Source organism: Bradyrhizobium sp. S3.7.6 (genome assembly GCF_054061875.1).
Window position 1 is genome coordinate 232653 of record NZ_JBSSEQ010000001.1, and the last position, 22847, is coordinate 255499.

Sequence of the window (22847 nt, forward strand, 5' to 3'; positions counted from 1 at the left end):
CATCTAGCGTGATTGGGCGCGTTTGCGTGTGAAGCAGATTACAGGTGCGCTTGCGTGCTGCGCCTCAGACGCAAGCCGTAGCTTTGCCACCGGTCGGCATCGTCAAACCGCCCTGCTTAACGCGCTGCCCTCAGGCGCCACCGAACCCGCCGGCGCGTGATTGACGACGAGACCGGTCGGCACGGTGTTGTACCTCGACAGCGCAGCGGTGACCCGCCGCATCGCCGCCGAACCGAGCTCGCCGGCGCGGACCACCGGGATGATCAGATCCGCGTGCGCGGCCAGCGCGATGGCGTCGGGCTGAAGTGCGAGATTGCTCGCATGGACGACGATCAGATCGAACTCCGAGCGAATATCGTCCTCGGGCCGCGCATCGGCTTTTCTGCCGGCGCTCAGCAGCTCGTCGATCGACTGGAGCCCTGCCGTGGTGGAGCCGTCCTGCCATTCGGTCACCGGAGGCTGGGTACCGGCGAATTCCGGCTGGAGCCGGATCAGCACGCTCATCATGCCCCGATTCACCGCCGCGCGATTGAGCGAGCGCGCAACGGTGTTGCCGCCGGCACCTTTGCCGACCGACAACACGAGGGCGACCTTGCAGCCACGCACCGGCGCGCGATCGATCCGCTCGAGAAGCGGACGCAGATATGCGCCGAGATCGAGCTCGGCCGTCGCAGTGATTGGCCTTTGCCATACAGTGTTGGCCACGGCGCCAGGCGCCAGATCGGGAATGCGGGCCCAGACAGGCAGGTTCGGCATCGCCTCGGGCTGGCGCGCGGCCGGGGCCGGTCGCTGGACTTGCGCCTCCGCCGCTTCAGCACGCGCAAGAGTTTGAGCAGGAGTTTGAGCAGGAGCCTCGGCAGGCGCAGGCCCGTCGGACATGCTTCCCATCGCCGCAACGGCCGCCGTCGAGGTCAGGATCGAGCCGATCGCGAGCGCCGCGAGCAGCAAGGCGAGGGGCGGACGCGTCGAGCGCATCGGCGGAATGGCGAGCGAGGCGATCTTGGTCTGGGAGCTCTGCAGCTGGCGCTGCTCGTTGGTCGTCTTGAACCGCGACAGGAACTGCTCGTAGATGTTCTTGTTGGCATCGGCGTCGCGCTGCAGCTCCTGCAGCTTCACGAGTGCCTGACCGTCGACCAGCATCTGCGTCTCGACCGCCCTGAGCTGCTTTTCCAGCGCGTTCTGCTGCTCCAGCTGAGCCTCATATTCGGACTTCGCCGTGTCGATGTTCTTCTTCCGCTCGACCTCGATCTGCCTGTTGATGTCAGCCAGCTGGCTGTAGGAGATCGCGAGGTCGGGATGGCGGTCGCCGTACACCGCTTTCTTCTGCGCGATCTGATCGTTCAGGGTCGAGCGCTGCGCGCGCAGCATGCTCAGAAGGTCCTGCTTCACCGGACCTTCGACATTGGCCTTGAGATCGCGTTGCACCTGCTCGTAACGCGCCTTGGCTTCCTCGGTGCGCGCGCGAGCAGCGGAGACCTGCTGGTTGAGATCGGTCACCCGCAATTGCTGGGTCGTGGAATCCTTGCCGGCATTGAGTATCTTGTGCTCGAACCTGAAGGCGGCAACGGCATCTTCCGATACGCGCAGGCGCTCGTTCAATGCCTTCAGCCGGTCCTTGAGCCAGTCGGCCGCCTCGTCCGTCGCCTCGGTGCGGACACGGCCCTGGCTGGCGACGAACGCCTCGGCGATGGCATTGGCGTAATGCGCGGCCCGTTCCGCATTGTTCGAGGTGAATGAAATCGCAATGACGTAGGTCAGTCCGCGGCGCGAGATATCGAGACGGTTGCGGAATTTTTCGAGCAGGCGCGTCATGTCGGTGTAACCACCCGCGATGTCCGCGTCGTCGGCGATCTTGAGCTGCTCGATCAGGGGGCGGAGAAAGCCGTCCGATTTGGCGATCTCGATCTGGCTCTGAAGTGCCGCGGCATCCTGGCCGATGCCCGGCAGTACGTCCTGCTCCGAGGTGACGCGCAGCTCGCGGGGATCGACGACGACCAGGGCCGTCGCGGCATACCGGACCGGCAAGACCATCAGGACAATGACGCCCAGGGCGAACAGCGCCAGCGCCAGCGTCAGGATGCGCCGGCCATTCTCGCGCAGGAAGGAGAGCGCACCGGTGACGGTCAGCGATCCCTTGATCAGCGCAGGAGCAGCGCTGTCAGGCTTCGCCGTCGCAGCCCGCGGCGCTTCCCACGAAGCCGCAGGCTCCGTCGGGGCGATGCTTCGCGGAGATGCGCTTCGACCGAACGCCATAAGGTTGGACTCGAAATCAACTGACAGCCCCGGTTCAGAGGCTTGCTACACCGTAAATATCCATGGTTAACCGGCGGTTACGGCTGGCGCGCCGTGCTCAATGAACAATCTGTTAACGCGCGTGCCGATGCGCCGCGCTGCATCGGCGAGTCCGGTTTTGAACCGGGCTGGCGCGACCACCACGACGTCGATCAACGCTCCGCTGCGGCAGTTCGAGGGCGATCATTTCGTCGTCGGCATTGCATTCCTCTCGACGACATTCGAGGTGTCGACGCCGCCTCACCGGGAAGCGGGAACCTGGAAAATGGTGGTCGATGGCGTGGAGCTGACCCGCACTCACTAGAGCCCGCTGCAGCGCAATCGGAACGGAGCTCCAGCGCGCCATTCAGAATAAAACCACGAGCTCATACAGATTTGAAATTGCTCGTGATTTTTCTCGCCTCAATGATTCGGCGGCCGTCAGCGCCGCTGCCGTCGGGAATTTCGGCACGCCTCACAACAGCGTGCGCCTTTCGCTCCGGGATCGTAGTATTGTCGCCGGAAGTCGCCGACGCACGAGACCGAGGATCTTGCGTATCCACTCGATCGCGGTGCTCGACGAGATGCACTCCAGAATTAGGCTGAGGATCGCGACTGCGGTCGGACGGCGCGGCAAATGGAGGACATGATGGCGTGGCGTGACGACAAGGCCCGGGCAACCCTGATCCGCGATGCAGCCGGCAGCGTGCCGCCGGGCAAGAGCCCGCGGGCCTTTGCCGAGCCCCTGTTCGGCTACAGCAATATCGAGGATCTCGACAATTACGATGCCGCCTCGCTTGCCGTCCTGGCGGAGCAAGCCTGGGAGCATGTGCAGCGGCGCACGTCGGGCAGCGCCGATATCCGCGTGGTCAATCCGACGTTGCCGAACGGGCGCGAGATTTCCGTGCTCGAGATTCTCAACGACAACATGCCTTTCCTGTACGACTCCACGATGGCGGAACTCGCCGAGCAGGGCATCGAAGTCACCCTCGTCGCCCACCCGATCATCGCCGTCGAGCGCGATGCCGAGGGCAAGCTGCTGAGATTCTACGGCGAAGCACTGCCGGAGGGAGCAAGAGGCGTTCGCGAAAGCCTGATTCACCTCCACATCACCCGCCTGGACGCCGACGCCGATCGCCAGAAGCTGATCGACGGACTGACCAGGGCATTGAACAACGTCCGCGCCTGCGTCACCGACTGGCGCGCCATGCGTGACCGCGTCGAGGAGGCAATCAAGACGTTCGCTTCCAATCCGCCGCCGCTGCCGATCGACGAGGTCGCCGAAGCCAATCAGTTCCTGCAATGGCTCTGCGCGGACAATTTCACCTTCCTCGGCGTGCGCGAATATCGCTTCTCGCCCGACAGCGACGCGTCGGACGACATCACCACCGGCGAAGGCCTCGGCATCCTGCGCGATCCCGACGTGAAAGTCCTGCGACGCGGCAACGAAATGGTGGTGATGACATCGGAAATCCGCGAGTTCATGCACGAGCCGACGCTGCTGATCGTCATCAAGGCCAATGTCTCAAGCCTCGTCCATCGGCGCATCCGGATGGATTATGTGGGGATCAAGCTCTATGCACCCGACGGCCGGCTCGAGGGCGAATTGCGCGTCGTCGGCCTGTTTACCTCCGGCGCCTATACCCGCTCGGTGCGGCAGATCCCTTATGTGCGCCACAAGGTTGCGCGGGTGCTGCAGCGCGCCGGCTTCGACCCGAACGGCCATTCGGGCAAGGCGCTCATGCATATCCTCGAAGATTATCCGCGTGACGAGCTGTTCCAGATCGACGTCGACACGCTCTACAACTTCGTCATCGAGGTCCTGATCCTCTACGAGCGCCCGCGCGTCCGGGCGCTGGCGCGGGTCGACAAGTTCGATCGCTTCGTCTCCATCCTCACCTTCATTCCGCGCGACAAATACGACACCGACGTCCGCACGCGCGTCGGAGCCTTCCTGTCGCAGGTCTACAAGGGGACCCTGTCGGCGTCCTACGTATCGTTCCCTGAAGGCGCGCTGGCGCGCGTCCACTTCATCATCGGACGCTATGAAGGCAAAACGCCCGTCGTCGAGCGCGCCGCGCTCGAAGCCGGCATCAGCGCCATTGCCGCGACCTGGACCGACAAGCTCAAGGCCGCGCTCACCGCGTCGACCGACGGCATGCGGGCGCGCATGATCGCCAATCGTTATGCCCAGGCCTTTAGCGGCGGCTATACCGAGGTTTTCACGGCGGAGCAGGCCATCGCCGACATCGCCACCATCGAAAAGCTGACGCCGGCACGCCCGGTGACGATCTCGGTGCACCGCGACAAGGGCGAGGACGATCCCAGGCGCTTCGGCCTCAAGGTGTTCTCCGACGCCGCACCGCTATCGCTGTCCTACCGCGTGCCGGTGATCGAAAATCACGGCCTGCGCGTGGTCGACGAACGCACCTATCAGATCGTGCCCGGCAACAGGCCGGAGCCGGTCTGGCTGCATGAGATGACGATCGAGACCAGCGACGGCCAGCCGATCGAGATCAACCCGGAATTCAGCCATCGCCTGGAAGCCTCGATCATGGCGGTGGTCACAGATCGCGCCGAATCCGACGGATACAACGCCCTGATCCTGCGCACCGCGCTGGGCTGGCGCGAGGTCTCGACGATCCGGGCGCTGTCGCGCTATCTGCACCAGATCCGCGCTCCGTTCACCCAGGATTACATGTGGGAGACCTTGCGCAAGAACGCCGCGATCACGGCCACCCTCGTCGCACTGTTCCAGACCCGCCTCGATCCACGCCTCGTGCTTACCGATCGCGAGCGTTCGGCGCGCGAGACGGCACTCCTTGCCGAGATCGAGGAGCAGCTCAAATCCGTCGCCTCGCTCGATGAAGACCGCATCCTGCGCCGCTTCACCAATCTGGTGCAGTCAACCATCCGCACCAATCTCTGGCAGATCGGCGACGATGGACATCCGCGTCCGGTCATCTCCTTCAAGTTCGACGCGCGGCGGATCGACGATTTGCCGGCGCCGCGGCCTCTCTACGAGATCTTCGTCTCCTCGCCGCGGGTCGAAGGCATTCACCTGCGCTTCGGCAAGGTCGCGCGCGGCGGCTTGCGCTGGTCCGACCGGCCGCAGGATTTCCGCACCGAGATCCTGGGTCTCGTGAAGGCGCAGCAGGTCAAGAACGCCGTGATCGTGCCGGTCGGCGCCAAGGGCGGTTTCGTGCCCAAGCGCCTGCCGCCACCGTCCAATCGCGACGCCTGGCTCGCGGAAGGCACCGCGGCCTATCGCATCTTCGTGCGCTCGCTGCTCGAGCTCACCGACAATCTCGACGGCGACGCCGTCGTGCCGCCCGATTCCACCGTGCGCCATGACGGCGACGACCCCTACCTCGTGGTCGCCGCCGACAAGGGCACCGCCACCTTCTCCGATGTCGCCAACGCGATCTCGGCCGAGAAGAACCATTGGCTCGGCGACGCCTTCGCCTCCGGCGGCAGCCAGGGCTACGACCACAAGAAGATGGGGATCACGGCGCGCGGCGCCTGGGAGGCGGTCAAGCGCCACTTCCGTGAGCTCGGCACCGACATTCAGACCATGCCGTTCACGGCTGCCGGCGTCGGCGACATGTCCGGCGACGTCTTCGGCAACGGCATGCTGCTCTCGCCGGCGACAAGGCTCGTGGCCGCGTTCGATCATCGCGACATCTTCATCGATCCCTCCCCCGACCCTTCGACCAGCTTCGCCGAGCGCAAGCGTCTGTTCGACCTGCCGCGATCGAGCTGGCAGGACTACAACAAGTCGCTGATCTCGCAGGGCGGCGGCGTGTTCTCGCGCACGCTCAAGGCGATCCCGCTCGCACCGGAAGTCCGCAGCCTGCTCGATCTCGACAAGGAGCAGGCCACGCCGTTCGAGGTGATGACGGCGATCCTGAAAGCGCGCACGGACCTGTTGTGGTTCGGCGGCATCGGCACCTATATCCGCGCATCGGCAGAGAGCGACGATCAGGCCGGCGACCGCGCCAACGATCCGATCCGCATCGCAGGCACTGACGTTCGCGCCCGGGTGATCGGCGAAGGCGCCAATCTCGGCGTCACCCAGCGCGGCCGCATCGAAGCGGCACAGAAGGGCGTCAAGCTCAACACCGACGCCATCGACAATTCGGCCGGCGTCAACACCTCCGACGTCGAGGTCAATATCAAGGTCGCGCTGGCGCGCCCCGAACGCGAGGGACGCCTCAGCTTCGCCGATCGCAACAGCCTGCTGGCCGCGATGACCGACGAGGTCGGCACGCTGGTGCTGCGCAACAACTATCTGCAGACGCTGGCGCTCTCGCTGGCCGAGCGCAAGGGCGTGGCCGAGACCGGCTTCCTCACCCGCCTGATGCAGTCGCTCGAGCAGCGCGGCCTGCTCAGCCGCGCCGTGGAGTTCTTGCCCGACGACGCAGCGCTCACCGAGCGGACACGGCGCGGCCAGGCCCTGACACGGCCCGAGCTTGCCGTGCTGCTCGCCTACGCCAAGCTGACGCTCTACGAGGACCTGCTCCTCACCAGCGTGCCTGATGATCCTTACCTCGCTCGCAGACTGTCCCTGTATTTTCCGCGCGAGGTTCCCGATAAATTCCCGGCCGCGGTCGAGCTCCATCGCCTGCGACGCGAGATCATCGCGACCAGTCTCGTCAATGCCGTGATCAACCGCGGCGGCCCGGCGTGTGTCGTCCGCCTGACCGACGAGACCGACGCCGATATCTCCACCATCGTCATGGCGCAGGTGGCGGTGGACGCGATCTACGAGCTCAGGCGGCTCAATGACGCGATCGACGCGCTCGACACCCGGATCGACGGGCAGGTGCAGCTCGGCCTCTGCGCGACGGTCCAGGACCTCCTGATTTCCCGCATGGTCTGGTACGTGCGCAATGTCGATTTCAAGGACGGCCTCGAGGCGGTCATCGGGCGTTTTGGCCCGGGTATCCGCGAGATCGCGGCCTCCCTCGACACCACACTGCCGCCGGACCTGCAGGCCGCGCGCGGCAAGCGGCGCCAGGAACTCACCGATGCCGGCGTCCCGGCCGGCCTCGCCGGCGAGCTCGCCGATCTCGACCCTCTGATTGCGGCACCCGATATCGTGACGGTCGCCGAGCGCACCTCCCGCGCCATCGGCGATGCTGCCGCAACCTTCTTCGCTGCGGAAGCCAATTTCCGTCTCGACCGCATCATCGCCGCCGCGCGCAGCGTGCCGGCAAATGATTATTTCGAACGCATGGCGGTCGATCGCGCCGTCGAGCAGATCGCCAGCGCCGAGAGAAGACTGGCCGCGGATATGCTGGCAACCGGCCAGTCCGGCCAGCAGGCCGTCGAGACGTGGCTTGCGGCTCACCCCGAAGCGGCGCGTATCCGCCGCTCGGTCGAGGAGATTGCGGCCAGCGGCCTGACGCTTGCCAAGCTGACGGTGGCGGCGAACCTGCTGGGGGACCTGGTCAAAGTCTGAGAGCGTGCGAGGCAGCGATGTGAAACTGAGCCGGCGAACGGAGGAACCCCATGATCCACGCCACTTGCCACACCGCCGATAATGTCCGCTGCATCGAGTTCGATGCCACACCGTGGTTCAGCGAGGCTGACGCTCCGAGCATTGTCGATCTGGCCCGACGAGGCTGGACCAGCACGGCGATTGCAGAGTCCCTCGAACACCGGCGAGGCTACGAAGGCTTGCACGACCTCGTCGAATATGCGGCGAAGCGATTGCAATCGGAATCCCTGGAGGACCCGACCTGGGAAACCTTCGCGTGCGTCGTCGATGGACCCGAGGCCGTCGCGTGGCTCAGGGAGAACCGGCCCAACGTTGTGGCAAGGATCCCGTAGGACACGAGAAGCGCAGCAAAAGCCACAATCGATCGGCGGCAAACGAAGCGGAAAGGCGCGCCCGGAACGATCTGAACCCCCGACTCGATTGCCGCATTCGAGCGCGAGGCCTATGCTGGCATCCGGCAATCACGCGGCCGCCCATCGTGCGGCGGGGCAGCCTCACGATGGATGGCTCGCATATCCATCCGAAAGGCTACGCCATGACCATTGCCCCCACGCTCCACCGATACCTGGCTGCCGAGAACATCCAGTATGTCGAGATCCCGCACGTTTTCACCATGTCATCCGCGCGCACGGCGCAGGCCTGCCACGTCTCGGGCGATCGTTTCGCCAAGGCCGTCGTGCTGCGCCATGACGGCGGCTATATGCTCGCGATCGTTCCGGCATCGCACCGTCTCAACTTGCCGGACTTGAAGGAGAAGCTCGGCGCGGATCTCGTGATGGCGAACGAAACCGAGATCAACAGGCTGTTCGCGGACTGCGCGCATGGAGCCGTTCCGGCGGTAGGCCGATGCTACGGGCTCGATCTCATCGTCGATGACAGCATCCGGGCGCAGCCCGAGATCTATATCGAAGCCGGCGACCATGAGACGCTGCTTCACCTGACGCATGCACAGTTTGAACGGCTGACGGCCAATGCGCCGCATGGACGCTTCAGCACGCACGGTTGACGCAGCATGGCGGCGGGATGATTTTTCCTGCGCCTTCGTCGCGGCGCGCGTGCGGTCGCGCCCGGTTCGTAGTATAATCACGTCACGGGGGCTGCGTTCGCAACGGAGGTCCTCCATGAAGGTCAAGGACGTGATGCACAAGGGTGTCGATTGGGTCAGCCCGGACACCCCGATCACCGAGATCGCGAAGTTGATGCAAGGGCACGACATCGGCTGCATTCCGATCGGCGATGACGACCATCTGATCGGGATGGTGACCGATCGCGACATCGTCTGCAAAGGCCTCGCGAGCAAGAACTTCAACGCCGCGCGCATGACGGCGCGGGACGTGATGACCGAAGGCATCCATTGCTGCCGGGAAGACGACGATCTGGCGAAAGCCGTGCATCACATGGAGACGCTGAAAATCCGCAGGCTGCCCGTGATCAACAAGAGCAGGCGGATGGTCGGCATGATCAGCCTGGGCGATGTCAGCCAATTCGCCAGCGTTGATCTGTTGACCCAATGCGTCAAGGGCGTGTCGGCCCATCATTGATGGCGACCGCCACCCGGCGCCCGGAACTTCGTCGCATCGCTCGCAGGACCCCGCTGCCGGCGAACGCGCAGGCTATGATACGCGACCTGCCAAGAAGCTGCTCCGCCGTCTTCTCGTCCCCATTGTCACCTGCGCAGCTAATTCTTCAATTCGTTCCGCAGCTCATTCTTGGCGTTCCGCATCTTGCTCGCTCCCCTGAGCGGGGGCTTCGGCGGCGGAGTCGGATTCGCCCAACCTGCCATCTGCAGGCAGGTGAGTAGATCGACATAGCTTTCTATTCCCCCTGCCGCAGCCTCGCCTTCGCAACTAGCGCGCGCGGGGCCCGGAACAGTCAGCCAGGTCGAGCTCAGCTGTTGCTGCGCAATTGTCTCGTCACGCACGCACTCGCCGGCGTCCTGCGCCAGGGTGAGCCCTGAGGCCTTGTCGTCGGCGGAAACGTCCCGGCAAAGGGCTTCCACATTGAAGATGGGCACACGGTCTGAAATCGGAATCGTGGGCTGGCCAAGAAGCGACAGGACCAAGAGCGCTGCTTTCATAAAATCCTCCCTTGAATCGGGTTGGACGGGAAAGCTCCCGGGAGGTTAGGCCCGGTTTGTTTCCGGCCGGCTTCACCCGGCCTGCAAAGGGTTTCGTCCCTGCCCGGCAGCGCATTGTGGCTTCCCGACGGACGCCGGTCGCGGCGCGTCACGGCCGATGACGAAGCTTACCCGGGTCTTCGCACGTAGAGCGAGATAAACCGGTCGATCATCGGGTTGATCTGCTCCGGCACTTCCAGCGACAGGAAATGCCCGGAGCCGACGGCCTTGGCCGTGACCAGTTGCGGACACAGCTCCGCAAAACGATCCAGATCCGCGAGCCGATGGGCCGCTTCGATGTAGAGCACCGGGACCCGGCACGCCTGGGCGCATTCACGCGCCCGATGCACATCCCAGGGAAACAGACTTGTAAACGTGGACACCAGCACGTGCTGTGGCGTCGCCAGAAAGGTCTGTTCAACATGGGCGCGGCATCGGTCGGTCGGCAGACAGGAGTCCGCCACGATCTTCCGTACCTCGTCCGCAAAATTCGCGCCCCTTAAGCCCTCCAGATACCCGGCGAACACCGTCCCTGCCGAGGCAGGGAAGAGCACCCCTGAGTCGAGCAGCACCAGGCCTGCAGGAAAGTCCGGATAGCGGGCGGCGATTTCGAGCGCCATGTTGCCACCCATGCTCTGACCCACGATGATCGGCTTTGTGATCTGCTGTCGGTTGCACAGAAAGACGAGATCATCGGCGAAGCCTTCGATCGAATACGCCTGTTGCGGCTTGTCGCTCTCACCATGCCCCCGCAGCTCGGCATTCAATGCCCGACCTTGACGGGCGAAATACTCCATCTGCGGCGCAAAATGCGTGCGATCCCCGCCGAGGCCATGGACGAACAGGAATTGAAGCGGTCCCGCGCCGGCAATGTCGAAGGACAGCTGGATTCCGTTATGCGCGAGCTTCATGGGTCATCTCCGTATTCACCGAAATGTCCAGGCGTCTCTGGCCGGTCCTCAATCTAACCGGCGCCACACGGCCGATAAAGATGGGCACTGCCGCTTCGCCGCGGTGCAACTGCCGGAGTGAGCCAGGCGCGAGTAGCGCGCTCCGGCAGCCGCTCGCGACGTAACCGGATTGCGACCCGAGGTGATTTCAGCCGAGGCGGGCCACGATGGCTGCAACGGCCATCATTGCAGCCCCGACTATCACCGTGGCGATGCCGCCATAGGCAACGCCGATCGACCGCCAATGATACTCTGTCTGGAACGTGGCCAGAAGATTCTTCTGGAACGCGAACTCATTCGTTTCGTGCTGAAACAGCAGATTGCAGCCGAAATAGATCACACCGAGTCCCACGACAATCAGCATGATCTGCGAAAAAAGCTTCATTGGTGGAAATCCCGGCCACGCGAAATTTTAGTCACATCAGAAAGCATTTGCAACCATAAGCTACACCATATCTATAATGCGCCCCGCATTGGTTTTTTTGCGCAGTCGATCGAGCAGCTCTGTTGACTGCGTCCGCCGCTGGTCGGGACACGCGAGAGGGGCACCGCGAATGACTGCATTCATCCTGTCTGCCACCATAGCATTCGCGCTGTTCGAGTTGATTGCATTCACGCAATGGCCGCCACAGGGAAGCTTCATAGAATTCAGCGAGGAAACCCTGGGTCTGCAAGGGCCTGCTGCACGGGCGTTGCGCAGGATGGTCCAATTTCTGATTGTCCTTGTAATCCTGCTTGGTGTCCTGACCATCCATGAGGTCTCATCACCATTCAGCACACTCGCGAGGTATGAGGTCAACGTCATCATTGGCTTCATCTTCGGCCCGCTGTTTGCGATCTGGATCAACAGTGTCGTCGTTCACCGCGCCAATGAGGACTTGACCCGCGGCCAGATGTTCGCAGGGGCGGGCTTGGCACTCCTGTTCCTCCTGGGAGTCCTCGGTGGCGAGGGGTCGGGCCTGATCAAGCAGTACGCAAGAAGCTTGTCATCCGTGAAGCTCGGCGTCGCCGAATTGTCGTTTGCATCCAAGGAGCAGGGCAGCCGGGATCGGCTCGCATCGACGACCATTCCGAGCGCCAGCAAGGAAACATATGCGGCCGGGGGACCGAACGGCCTGCAAAATCTCGCGAGGCTTCACCTCATCATCAGACGCGACAAGGACTATTTGACCGAGATATTCACCCGAAGGCCGCAGGATAGGCCGGTTTCGGATATGCCGGTCGACGACTTGCGCAGCAGCGAGACGTTCACGCAGTCCACCATCGCACTTCCGTTGCAGTGTCTGTCCGCCTGGTTCGAGCAATCCGCGGATTCCGGTCCTGTCGAAAGATATCTCGCAAGCTACAGCAACGTATTCCGCCGACTTGAAGCACTCGATCGCCGAGCGGCCGCCCGCGGCCCGGCAATCGACCCGAGGGAGTTCGAAGCCGGATTGAAGCAGGTCAGCTCGGACTTCGTTCATAACGGCCTTCGCATGGCGGTGGATATCGCCTTGTCATCGACGTCTCCAAAAACCTTCGAGGCCTGCAAGCCATGGTATGATATCTATTGCCCTCTTAACGAAAAACCGGCGTCAATCGACGACGACACGTATGCCGGTCGGTGCCTGCGCGAAACGCTGTCCGAGTTCACCCGGTCGGATGGCGCAGCCAGGTCGGACAATGTCCAGGACCGGCTCGACTATGTTTTCCGAAATCTGGAGAAGATGATCACACCACAGCCAGCCAACCGGCGCGGGCTGGAGACGCTGCCTTACTTCGCGATCGGTCGTGCTAGCCTGATGACGCAAGCTGGACAACACGAGGCTGCAGCCGCCGTTCTGGACAACTGGCTCCGAGAACGACGGGAGACAAATTCAAGCGACGAACAACAGCGAAGATATGCGGCCAATCCAATGCTGCAGGTCAGGGACGAATGGTTCGCCCTGCGCATACGCGCGATGCTCGTAACCTATGTGGAAGAATGGCTGGAAGACCAGAACTCACAAGCAGCCACCATCGTCCGGACGGAGCACCTGCAAAATCTCCAGGAGACAATCGACGGCCTCAAGAGCCGGTTGTTGAAGGTCGATTTCTTCCAGGCGTTGAATAAGCAGTGTCCCACGACATGCCCGCTCACCTTCAAGCGGCCGGCAACATGCGAATCGGATGAATCGCAAACACGGATGAAGCTTTGGGGGGGCCTGTACACGTCCTACGTGACCATGGAGTACACCTATATCCACCGGGCACTGGAGCATCCAGACTACGCCGCGAAACTTGCCGAAGCGGTGAACGACGCCGCCCATCGACTCGCCAATTTCGACATGTCGTGCGGCACCAAATTTCCGGAGCGGGAGGTGATCTATGGGCAATCGCTGCTCGGGTTCGCCGAGAACGCCGTTGCCTATACCATGCTGCGCGCCAAGTTGGATGACCAGGTCGCCCAGCAAAAGCGGCTCGACGAAGCCGAGCGCGCCGTCAAACTCGGAATGCAAGTCGTCGATGATCTGGCCAGGATCGATCGCGAACGATCGCATCGGCCATATCTGGAGCGAATCGCACCGAGCCTCGCCGTCTCGGTTCAGGAGTTGCTAAGGCAGCAGCTTTTGAAGATTGAGAAGGCACGAGCCGACCTGAGCGGATAGGCTCACCTGTTCGCGTGGTCCGATCAAGGGCGCAGGCTTACGGAGGCGTCACGGTCGCCAACGCCGGCGACAGAGCAGCCAGCGTCAGAAGCATCCCAAAAGCATAAATTCCGAAGAGGCGCAGCATGGCCCACTCCATTTCCGTAGGCGCACAATATAGGAACGATGCCTTGAACGGCAAATGAATAACGGGCCATTAGAAACTAGGGGGTTCCTGCAGTGGAACAAGACTGCAAATGGCGCGCCCGGAACGATTCGAACGTCCGACCCTCAGATTCGTAGTCTGATGCTCTATCCAGCTGAGCTACGGGCGCGTTTTTCGCAAACAGTGCGGGCTAGGCCCGCAGGCAGCCTCCGGACAGCGCCGGAGGGGTGCGAAAGAGCGCTCTGACTAACCGCTCTTGCCTCGATTGGCAAGGTCTGGATTGGGGAGATTTTGTAGGGAGATGAGGGTTTCGGTGTCATTCCGGGATGGCCCAAAGGGCCAGGCCCGGAATCCATAACCCCGGCTGGTGGTTATGGATTCTCAGGTGCGCAATAGCGCACCATAGCTCGCGACTTCGTCGCGCCCCGGAATGACGGATAGATGAGTGCTCGATACCCGGAATGACGAAAGAGGCTCGGTCGCTGGCCGACTACGCCCTCTGCCGCTCGTTGCGGATGGAGAGGAGTTCCACGGGGCGGTCGGGGATGACGATCCGGAAGGTGGCGCCGATGGTGCCCTCGACCAGATGGATCTCGCCGCCATGGGCACGGACCAGCTCGGCGGCGATCGCCAAGCCAAGCCCGCTGCCGCCGGGGCGGCCGGAGGTCTGGAACGCCTCGAACAGATGGTCCCGGGTCTTCTGCGGGACGCCGGGGCCGGTGTCGGAGACCTCCAGGATGGCGACGGCACCTTCGCGCTTTCCCGTGATCCGGATCTGCTGGGCGCCGCCGTCGCCCGACGAATGGCTTTCCAGCGCCTGGGCGGCGTTGCGGACGAGGTTGAGCAGCACGCGGAAGAGCTGGTCGGGATCGGCATCGACCGCAAGCCCGCGCTCGATCGCGGCGACCCAGGCGATCGAGGCGTCGCTGGCGAGGCCCGCGGTTTCGCGCACCTCCAGCACCACGGGCTCGATCATGATCATGCGGCGGTCGGGGGCCGCTTCCTGGGCGCGGCCGTAGGACAGCGTCGACTGGCAGAAGGCGATGGCGCGCTCGAGCGAGCGCACCAGCTTCGGCGCAAAGCGCTGCACCCGCGGATCGGGCACGCTGGCGAGCTGGTCGGACAGGAGCTGGGCCGACGCGAGCAGATTGCGCAGATCGTGGTTGATCTTGGAGACGGCGAGGCCGAGGGCGGCGAGCCGGCTCTTCTGGTGCAGCATCGACATCAGATCGCGCTGCATGTCCGACAATTCGCGCTCGGCGACGCCTATTTCATCGCTGCGCTGGCTTGGCACGATGATCCGCGCCGAGCTTTCGGGGTTTTCGTGGAAGCCGACCAGGCTCGCGGTCAGCCGCCGCATCGGGCGCACGAAGAGATAATGCAGCACGAGATAGACGAGGCCCGCGGTCAGCACCGCGATGATCAGCGCGACCACCACGACGTTGCGGGAGAAGCGATACATCTGCTGCCGCAGCGGCAGCTCATCGGTCACGATCTCGATGAACTGGGCATTGCCGACGCCGGGCCCGACGATGCGGATGGCCTGGTTGCCGGTCTCCAGCATCATCCGGAACGAGCCGGTGATCGCCTCCCACACCGTCATGTCGCGCAGGTCGATGTCATGCTCGATGGCCGTGGGAAGGTTGTCGCTGGCGAGCAGCCGTCGCTGCTGCCCCATCTTGATGGCGACGGCACGCGCATTGATGCTTTTCAGGATCTCGCGCGACAGCGACTCGGGGACCATGCCGAGCGGGGCGGCGTCGAGCACCAGCGCGGCGGTGTTAGCCGCCGCGACGCGGTCATTGAGCCGGTTGACCCAGAAGTTGGCGATGGCGGGCACGTAGAGCAGGACAGCGGCGATCATCACCAGGGGGACGGTGAGCAGCAGCAGCTTGCCGGATAGCCCGAGCCCGCTGGGCCCACGCGGCCGCATCGCCGGCTGGCCCGGCTGATCCGTATCATGGACCGGCTGGAGGTCTGTCGCTGCCACGAAATTCGCCCCTGTTGGCTTTGTAATAGAGCCTGGCTGATGAAGGATGCGACCCGGCCGGGGGCCGGTCAAATTACGGATCGCTAATCTCTCAAGGTGGGATGTAAGCTCTGATATCGCGAGTCGCCACCTCAAGGGTTAAAAACCCCGCACAAACAGTGATATTCACCGGAACAGCGCGCTCTTGCGACGTTGACGAAAAGAAGACGCTCGCATATAAGCCGCGCAAATTGTCCGCGATGACCCGGTGCGCACGCCGGGAGCGGCTCTCTTGGGGCCGAAAAGGGCCCGTTTTGGGCCGCATCTTCCGGACTTTATCATCAATTCTACAGGCAAATTGCCCGGTCAGCGGAGAAAAACCCGTGAAGCGGACTTATCAACCCAGCAAACTGGTGCGCAAGCGCCGTCACGGCTTCCGTGCCCGTCTCGCCACTGCCGGCGGCCGCAAGGTTCTCGCCGCCCGCCGCGCCCGCGGCCGCAAGCGTCTGAGCGCCTGAGCCGGACCCCCATTTTTGGGATTTCATCATGGATCGGCTGAGGCAGCGAGCGGATTTCCTCGCCGTTGCCAATGGCGCGCGGGCGAATAGTCCCGCGTTCGTCCTGCAAAGCCGCCGCCGCGACGACAGCGGCCCGATCCGGATCGGCTTCACCGTTACCAAAAAGAACGGCAACGCCCCCCAGCGCAATCGCATCCGGCGCCGGCTTCGCGAATTGGTGAAGCGGCTCGACCCGGTGTCGATGCAGCCCCATCATGACTATGTACTGGTCGGCCGAAGGGACGCGCTCTCGCGCGACTTCGCCACCATGCTCGACGATCTGCGCATAGCGTTCACGAAGCCTGCGCGGCATACGCACAAGGGACGCGGCTCAAGAACCGACGGCTCAAGGCCCGGCCCCGCTCCTGCGACCAGCCGCAAACCGGATTGATGACGAGACAATAGTGATGACCGACAATCGCAATACCATCCTCGCCGTCATTCTGTCGGGCCTCGTCCTGATCGCCTGGCAATATTTCTACAATGTGCCGGCGATGGAGAAGCAGCGCGCCCAGCAGCAGGCGCAGGCCGAGCTCCAGAAGAACACGCCGCAGCCGACGGCCTCCGCAACGCCGGGCGCCGCGCCGCAGCCCGGCAGCGCGGCCCAGCCGGCAACACCGGCCGCGAACCAGGCCCAGCCGGTCGTTTCCCGCGAAAGCGCGATTGCAGCCAGCCCGCGCGTGAAGATCGACACGCCGCGGATTGCCGGCAGCATCTCGCTGAAGGGCGGCCGCATCGACGACATTGCGCTGGTGCAATACCGCGAGACGGTCGACCCGAAGTCGCCGCCGATCGTGCTCTATTCGCCCTCGGGCACCGCAGAACCCTATTACGCCGAGTTCGGCTGGGTGCCGGCGACGGGCGTGACGGCCAAGCTGCCGGACGCCCAGACCCTCTGGCAGCAGGACGGCAGCGGCAGCCTGACGCCGACGACGCCGGTGGTGCTGAAATGGGACAATGGCGAGGGCCTCACCTTCCGCCGCACCATCGCGGTCGACGACCATTATCTCTTCACGCTCAAGGACGAGGTGAGCAATGTCGGCAACGCGCCTGTTACGCTCTACCCGTTCGCGCTGATCTCGCGCCACGGCACGCCGCAGGTCTCCGGCTATTACATCCTGCATGAAGGCCTGATCGGCTATCTCGATGGCTTGCAGGAATACGCCTACAAGAAGATCGACGAAGCCAAGGCGGTGAACTTCAAGGCCACCAATGGCTGGCTCGGCATCACCGACAAGTACTGGGCTTCGGCGCTGCTGCCGGACACCAGTGCGCAGCTCCAGGCGCGTTTCTCGTCGAACCCGGTCGGCAACGTCCACACCTACCAGACCGACTATCTGCTCGACCCCGTCACCGTCGCGATCGGCGGCACCGCGACTGCGAACGCGCGGCTGTTCGCCGGCGCCAAGGAAGCCGGCGTGGTCGGCGTGTTCCCGTTCGCCGGCCTCGGCGGCTACAACAAGGAGCTCGGCCTCAACCATTTCGATCTGTTGATCGACTGGGGCTGGTTCTACTTCATCACCAAGCCGATGTTCCTCGGCCTCGACTTCTTCTACCGCTTCTTCGGCAATTTCGGCATCTCGATCCTGCTCGTCACCGTGATCGTCAAGCTGCTGTTCTTCCCGCTGGCCAACAAGTCCTACGCCTCGATGGCGAAGATGAAGTCGGTCCAGCCGCAGCTCCAGGCGCTGAAGGAGCGCTTTCCCGACGACAAGGTGAAGCAGCAGCAGGAGATGATGGAGATCTACCGCAAGGAGAAGATCAATCCGGTCGCCGGCTGTCTTCCCGTGGTGATCCAGATCCCGGTGTTCTTCTCGCTCTACAAGGTGCTGTTCGTCACCATCGAGATGCGGCACGCGCCGTTCTTCGGCTGGATCAAGGATCTCTCCGCGCCCGATCCGACCAACCTCTTCACCTTGTTCGGCCTGATCCCGTTCGATCCGACGACGATTCCGGTGTTCGGCCACTACCTCGCGCTCGGCATCTGGCCGATCATCATGGGCATCACGATGTGGTTCCAGATGAAGCTGAACCCGACGCCGCCGGATCCGACCCAGCAGCTGATCTTCAACTGGATGCCGCTGATCTTCACCTTCATGCTGGCGGGCTTCCCGGCCGGTCTCGTGATCTACTGGGCCTGGAACAACACGCTCTCGGTGCTCCAGCAGAGCTTCATCATGCGCCGCAACGGCGTGAAGGTGGAGCTGTTCGACAATCTCAAGGCGACGTTCGCGAAGAAGGCGACGTAGCGCAGTCATTGTTGGGCGCAAATGCCTCCACATCGTCATGCCCGGGCTTGTCCCGGGCATCCACGTTTTGGAGGGTACCGTGTGGACAGACGTGGATGGCCGGGACAAGCCCGGCCATGACGAGAGGTGAGATCTTCGCATGACCGACGACAAAGATGCGAAGCTGATCGAAACCGGGCGAAAGCTGTTCACCCGCGACTGGCAGTTCATCTGGGCCTCGCCCTCGATTGCGACGCTGCCGCCGATGGACGGGCTGGAGATCGCCTTTGCCGGCCGCTCCAATGTCGGCAAGTCCAGCCTGATCAACGCGCTGACCGGCCGCAACGCGCTTGCGCGCACCTCGCACACGCCGGGCCGCACCCAGGAGCTGATCTTCTTCGAGGTCCCCGGCAAGAAGGACCTGCGCCTCGTCGACATGCCCGGCTACGGCTACGCCAAGGCGCCGAAGACGCAAGTCGCGTCCTGGACCGAGCTGATCCACAAATTCCTGCTGGGGCGCGCCTCACTCGCACGCGTCTACGTGCTGATCGACGCGCGGCATGGCCTCAAGGACGTCGACCTCGAAATCCTGGGGACGCTCGACCGTTCCGCGGTGAGCTACCAGATCGTGCTGACCAAGGCCGACCAGGTGAAGGCGTCCGAGCTTGAGTCCCGCATCACCGAGACCGAGGCCGCGCTGGCAAAACATCCGGCGGCGTTTCCGAACGTGCTCGCGACCTCGTCACGGAGCTCGACCGGCATGGCCGAACTGCGCGCCGCGATGGCGAAGCTGCTGGAAGAGCGAACCTCGTGACGCCTGCATTCCACCTGCTGATTGGGCTTGCCGGTTTGATGGGCGCCGCCGGCGTCGCGCTGGCCGCCGCCTCGGCCCACGGCGCCGACGCCAGCCGGCTCGCCTCCGCCAGCGCCATGCTGCTGTTTCACGCAACTGCCATACTCGCAGGTGTCGCCCTGCTCGCGCGCGGCCTTCTGCACGGCGGAATTGGCCTCATCGCGGCGTTCGGCTTCGTGATCGGCGCCGCGCTGTTCGCGGGCGATCTCACCTTGCGGCAATATGCGGGGCACTCGCTGTTTCCGTATGCCGCGCCGACGGGTGGAACGGTGATGATCCTGAGCTGGCTGGCGGTGACGCTCGCAGCGGTGGTGGCAAAGCGCTGACCTGTAGCCCGGATGGAGCGCAGCGTAATCCGGGGCCGGTGCCTGCGGTAAGAATCCCGGATTACGCTGCACTCCATCCGGGCTACGAGGCTCCGTCCGGGGACACGAGAGCGACATGCCAGTCACACTTTGCGCCGCGCCCGCCAATCGGATAGAACGCGCACCGACAGTCCCGCCAGCGAGATCCGCCTCATGACCGACATCTCCCCGCTCGACCAGGCCCGCATCCTGTCCGAAGCGCTGCCGCACATGCAGCAGTATGACGAGGAAACCATCGTCATCAAATATGGCGGCCATGCCATGGGCGACGAGGAGACCGCGAAGAACTTTGCCCGCGACATCGTGCTGCTCGAGCAGACCGCGATCAACCCGGTGGTGGTGCATGGCGGCGGGCCGCAGATCGCCACCATGCTCAAGCGCCTCGGCATCCAGTCGGAGTTCGCAGCGGGCCTGCGCATCACCGATGCCGCGACCATCGAGATCGTCGAGATGGTGCTGGCCGGCTCCGTCAACAAGCAGATCGTCGGCTACATCAACGAAGCCGGCGGCAAGGCCGTGGGGCTGTCGGGCAAGGACGCCAACATGGTGAAGGCGTCGAAGACGACGCGCACCATCGTCGATCCGGGTTCGAACATCGAGAAGGCGATCGATCTCGGCTTCGTCGGCGACCCCGAGAAGGTCGACCTCACGCTGCTCAACCAGCTGATCGGCTACGAGCTGATCCCGGTGCTGGCGCCGCTCGCGACCTCCAAGGACGGCCAGACGCTCAACGTCAACGCCGACACCTTTGCCGGCGCGGTCGCCGGCGCGCTGAAGGCGAAGCGCCTGCTGCTGCTCACCGATGTGCCTGGCGTGCTCGACAAGTCGAAGAAGCTGATCCCGCAGCTTTCGGTGAAGGACGCGCGAAAGCTGATCGCCGACGGCACCATTTCCGGCGGCATGATTCCGAAGGTCGAGACCTGCATCTACGCGCTCGAACAGGGCGTGGAGGGCGTCGTCATCATCGACGGCAAGATGCAGCACGCGGTGCTGCTCGAGCTCTTCACCAACACGGGCACGGGAACGCTGATCCATAAGTGATGATGAGCGGGCCAAAGCAAGCCGTCATGGCCGGGCTTGTCCCGGCCATCCACGACCTTTCGTCTCGCGCCAAGAACGTGGATGCCCGGCACAAGGCCGGGCATGTCGAGCGAGCGCGTCGTCCCCGCCGCTCGACCCTGACCCGCTTGCTGATGACGCTGCCCGCGGCAGCCGTCTCGTTCTTCTTCTCCTCCGCGCCCGCCCTGGCCGACCTGAAAATCTGCAACCGCATGTCCTATGTTGTCGAGGCCGCGATCGGCATCGACGACAAGGCGGCGACCGCGACGCGCGGCTGGTTCAGGATCGATCCCGCCACCTGCCGCGTCGTGGTGCAGGGCACGCTGACCGCCGACCGCATCCTGCTCAACGCCCGCGCGCTCGGCGTTTACGGCGCCTCGCCAATCCCGCAGAACGGCAGCGACATGCTGTGCGTGGCACAGGACAATTTCGTTATCGCGGCTGCGCGGCAATGCCGCAGCGGCCAGACCCAGGCCGCGTTCACCCAGATCACGCCGACGCAAGCCGCGGACGGCAATTTCACGGCCTATCTCGCCGAGGATTCCGAATATGACGACGAGCAGGCCCGCCTCGCCGGCATCCAGCGGCTGCTGGTGATCGCGGGCTACGACGCGGCGCCGATCGACGGCGTCGACGGGCCGAAGACGCAAGCAGCACTTGCCGCCTTCCTGAAGAGCCGCGGACTGGCGGCGGACATCATGTCGTCGCCGAACTTCTTCAAGACCATGGTCGATGCGGTGCAGACGCCTTCTGCAACCGGCCTCACCTGGTGCAACGACACGCCGCACAAGGTGATGGCGGCGGTCGCCACCGACGACGGCAAGTCCGTGACCAGCCGCGGCTGGTATCGCATCGATCCCAAGACGTGCCTGCACCCCGATGTGACCGGGCAGCCGAAGCAGATCTTCAGCTTCGCGGAGGCCATCGATGCTGACAACCGCGTCATCAAGCTGAAAGACAAGCCGCTGAACTGGGGCGGCGACAAACAGCTGTGCACGCGCGAGACCAAGTTCGAGACCAACGAGCAGGCCGATTGCGGCGCGCGCGGATTCGCGGCGACGGGTTTTGGCGTGGTGGATATGTCGAGCGGCGGCAAGACGCTGCGCTTTGCGATGCCGTGATGGGTCAGACCGCGCCACAAACTCCGCTGTCGTCCCCGCGAACGCGGGGACCCATAACCACAGGCCGCAGTTGTTGGGCACGATGTAACTACGATCCCGCAAACGATTCCTCCCTGTGGTTATGGGTCCCGGATCTGCGCTTACGCTTGTCCGGGACGACAGCGGAGAGTGGGGCGGCGCTTGCACCCAACCGATAGAGATTTGATATGACCTCCTCGCGCACCTTTGCCCATGTCGACACCTGGGTGTTCGACCTCGACAACACGCTCTACCCGCATCACGTCAATCTGTGGCAGCAGGTCGACGCGCGGATCGGGGAGTTCGTCTGCAACTGGCTGAACGTCGGCCCGGAGGAAGCGCGCAAGATCCAGAAGGATTATTATCAGCGCTTCGGCACCACCATGCGCGGCATGATGACCCTGCACGGCGTGCACGCCGACGACTACCTCGCCTACGTCCACAAGATCGACCACTCGCCGCTGGAGCCGAACCCGGCGCTCGGCGAAGCCATAGCAAAACTGTCGGGGCGCAAGCTGATCCTGACCAACGGCTCGGTCGACCATGTCGATGCCGTGCTGGCGCGGCTCGGCCTGGCAACGCATTTCGACGGCGTGTTCGACATCATCGCCGCCGGGTTCGAGCCGAAGCCGTCGCCGCAGACCTATCAAAAATTCCTCGCCGACCATGCGGTCGATCCGACCAAAGCCGCGATGTTCGAAGACCTCGCCCGCAACCTCACCGTCCCGCACGCGCTCGGCATGACCACCGTGCTGGTGGTGCCTGATGGCACCAAGGAAGTGGTGCGGGAGGACTGGGAACTGGAGGGCCGGGACGCGCCCCATGTCGACCACGTCACGGATGACCTGACGGGGTTTTTGGGCAAGCTGTCGCCCAAATAGCCGCCGTCGTCCCGAGGCGCGAAGCGAGCCCGGGACCCATAACCACAGGGAGCGGTTGTGGCGCGAGATCGATTACTCCGAATCCTCGCCAAATGACTGCCCGTGGCTATGGGTCCCGGGCTCGCGCTTCGCGCGCCCCGGGACGACGGCGGAGTATGCCTTGACTCCTCCCCGCCAAATCCCG

The 22847-nt window shown here is 63.8% G+C and carries 19 protein-coding genes and 1 tRNA gene; 14 read left to right on the top strand and 6 right to left on the bottom strand.

The genetic code is table 11. From position 1 onward, the window contains the following. Nucleotides 1-102 precede the first annotated feature (102 nt). Nucleotides 103-2253 carry a GumC family protein gene (locus tag ACVJ5M_RS01195; protein WP_354099459.1) on the bottom strand — a complete coding sequence of 717 codons (2151 nt, stop codon included), beginning with the start codon at nt 2251-2253 and terminating at the stop codon, nt 103-105. A gap of 100 nt (nt 2254-2353) precedes the next feature. Here ACVJ5M_RS01195 and ACVJ5M_RS01200 point away from each other — a divergent pair, with 100 nt between their 5' ends. The 5 genes from ACVJ5M_RS01200 to ACVJ5M_RS01220 all read left to right on the top strand — a co-directional run bounded on the left by ACVJ5M_RS01200 (nt 2354) and on the right by ACVJ5M_RS01220 (nt 9315). Next, nucleotides 2354-2596, top strand: coding sequence for a hypothetical protein (locus tag ACVJ5M_RS01200; protein ID WP_063979800.1), 243 nt, complete (start codon nt 2354-2356; stop codon nt 2594-2596). A 312-nt stretch (nt 2597-2908) separates the two neighbouring features. Beyond that, nucleotides 2909-7735 carry an NAD-glutamate dehydrogenase gene (locus tag ACVJ5M_RS01205; RefSeq protein WP_063979801.1) on the top strand — a complete coding sequence of 1609 codons (4827 nt, stop codon included), beginning with the start codon at nt 2909-2911 and terminating at the stop codon, nt 7733-7735. A gap of 50 nt (nt 7736-7785) precedes the next feature. Then, entirely contained in the window at nt 7786-8106 is a 321-nt protein-coding gene (locus tag ACVJ5M_RS01210) for a hypothetical protein (RefSeq protein ID WP_063979802.1), read from the top strand. A 203-nt stretch (nt 8107-8309) separates the two neighbouring features. Beyond that, complete coding sequence (locus ACVJ5M_RS01215; protein WP_028148973.1) at nt 8310-8780, top strand: aminoacyl-tRNA deacylase; 471 nt, start codon at nt 8310-8312, stop codon at nt 8778-8780. Between the two features lie 115 nt (nt 8781-8895). Then, nucleotides 8896-9315, top strand: a complete 420-nt coding sequence (locus ACVJ5M_RS01220) for a CBS domain-containing protein (RefSeq protein ID WP_063979803.1) — start codon at nt 8896-8898, stop codon at nt 9313-9315. Between the two features lie 137 nt (nt 9316-9452). Here the strand turns inward: ACVJ5M_RS01220 and ACVJ5M_RS01225 are convergent, their stop codons facing one another. From ACVJ5M_RS01225 to ACVJ5M_RS01235, 3 genes are all read right to left on the bottom strand, one after another. Next, nucleotides 9453-9851, bottom strand: a complete 399-nt coding sequence (locus tag ACVJ5M_RS01225) for a hypothetical protein (protein WP_063979804.1) — start codon at nt 9849-9851, stop codon at nt 9453-9455. Between the two features lie 167 nt (nt 9852-10018). Beyond that, complete coding sequence (locus ACVJ5M_RS01230) at nt 10019-10801, bottom strand: alpha/beta fold hydrolase (RefSeq protein WP_063985911.1); 783 nt, start codon at nt 10799-10801, stop codon at nt 10019-10021. Between the two features lie 187 nt (nt 10802-10988). After that, on the bottom strand, nt 10989-11225 hold the full coding sequence (locus tag ACVJ5M_RS01235; RefSeq protein ID WP_063985912.1) for a hypothetical protein: 237 nt from the start codon (nt 11223-11225) through the stop codon (nt 10989-10991). A gap of 169 nt (nt 11226-11394) precedes the next feature. Between ACVJ5M_RS01235 and ACVJ5M_RS01240 the strand changes: the two genes are divergently transcribed. Then, on the top strand, nt 11395-13467 hold the full coding sequence (locus ACVJ5M_RS01240) for a hypothetical protein (protein ID WP_354099460.1): 2073 nt from the start codon (nt 11395-11397) through the stop codon (nt 13465-13467). Nucleotides 13468-13704: 237 nt separating this feature from the next. Here ACVJ5M_RS01240 and ACVJ5M_RS01245 read toward each other — a convergent pair. Next, nucleotides 13705-13781, bottom strand: a tRNA-Arg gene (locus ACVJ5M_RS01245). A gap of 321 nt (nt 13782-14102) precedes the next feature. Further along, complete coding sequence (locus tag ACVJ5M_RS01250; protein WP_094183985.1) at nt 14103-15602, bottom strand: ATP-binding protein; 1500 nt, start codon at nt 15600-15602, stop codon at nt 14103-14105. 362 nt (nt 15603-15964) lie between these two features. Between ACVJ5M_RS01250 and rpmH the strand changes: the two genes are divergently transcribed. The 8 genes from rpmH (at nt 15965) to ACVJ5M_RS01290 (ending at nt 22663) form a co-directional block, all read left to right on the top strand. After that, on the top strand, nt 15965-16099 hold the full coding sequence (gene rpmH / locus ACVJ5M_RS01255; RefSeq protein ID WP_008542748.1) for a 50S ribosomal protein L34: 135 nt from the start codon (nt 15965-15967) through the stop codon (nt 16097-16099). A 28-nt stretch (nt 16100-16127) separates the two neighbouring features. Further along, nucleotides 16128-16529 (top strand): ribonuclease P protein component, encoded by a 402-nt coding sequence (rnpA, locus tag ACVJ5M_RS01260; protein ID WP_063979808.1) that lies wholly within the window; start codon nt 16128-16130, stop codon nt 16527-16529. 16 nt (nt 16530-16545) lie between these two features. Next, the gene (yidC, locus tag ACVJ5M_RS01265; RefSeq protein ID WP_063979809.1) at nt 16546-18387 is read left to right on the top strand and encodes a membrane protein insertase YidC; all 1842 of its coding nucleotides are present in this window, start codon (nt 16546-16548) and stop codon (nt 18385-18387) included. Nucleotides 18388-18526: 139 nt separating this feature from the next. Then, complete coding sequence (gene yihA, locus ACVJ5M_RS01270; protein ID WP_063979810.1) at nt 18527-19180, top strand: ribosome biogenesis GTP-binding protein YihA/YsxC; 654 nt, start codon at nt 18527-18529, stop codon at nt 19178-19180. 38 nt (nt 19181-19218) lie between these two features. Next, complete coding sequence (locus ACVJ5M_RS01275; protein ID WP_063985914.1) at nt 19219-19545, top strand: DUF423 domain-containing protein; 327 nt, start codon at nt 19219-19221, stop codon at nt 19543-19545. A gap of 192 nt (nt 19546-19737) precedes the next feature. Further along, nucleotides 19738-20625, top strand: a complete 888-nt coding sequence (argB, locus tag ACVJ5M_RS01280) for an acetylglutamate kinase (protein WP_063979811.1) — start codon at nt 19738-19740, stop codon at nt 20623-20625. A gap of 152 nt (nt 20626-20777) precedes the next feature. After that, the gene (locus tag ACVJ5M_RS01285) at nt 20778-21764 is read left to right on the top strand and encodes a DUF1036 domain-containing protein (protein ID WP_063985919.1); all 987 of its coding nucleotides are present in this window, start codon (nt 20778-20780) and stop codon (nt 21762-21764) included. Between the two features lie 206 nt (nt 21765-21970). After that, on the top strand, nt 21971-22663 hold the full coding sequence (locus tag ACVJ5M_RS01290; RefSeq protein WP_063979812.1) for a pyrimidine 5'-nucleotidase: 693 nt from the start codon (nt 21971-21973) through the stop codon (nt 22661-22663). Nucleotides 22664-22847 lie beyond the last annotated feature (184 nt).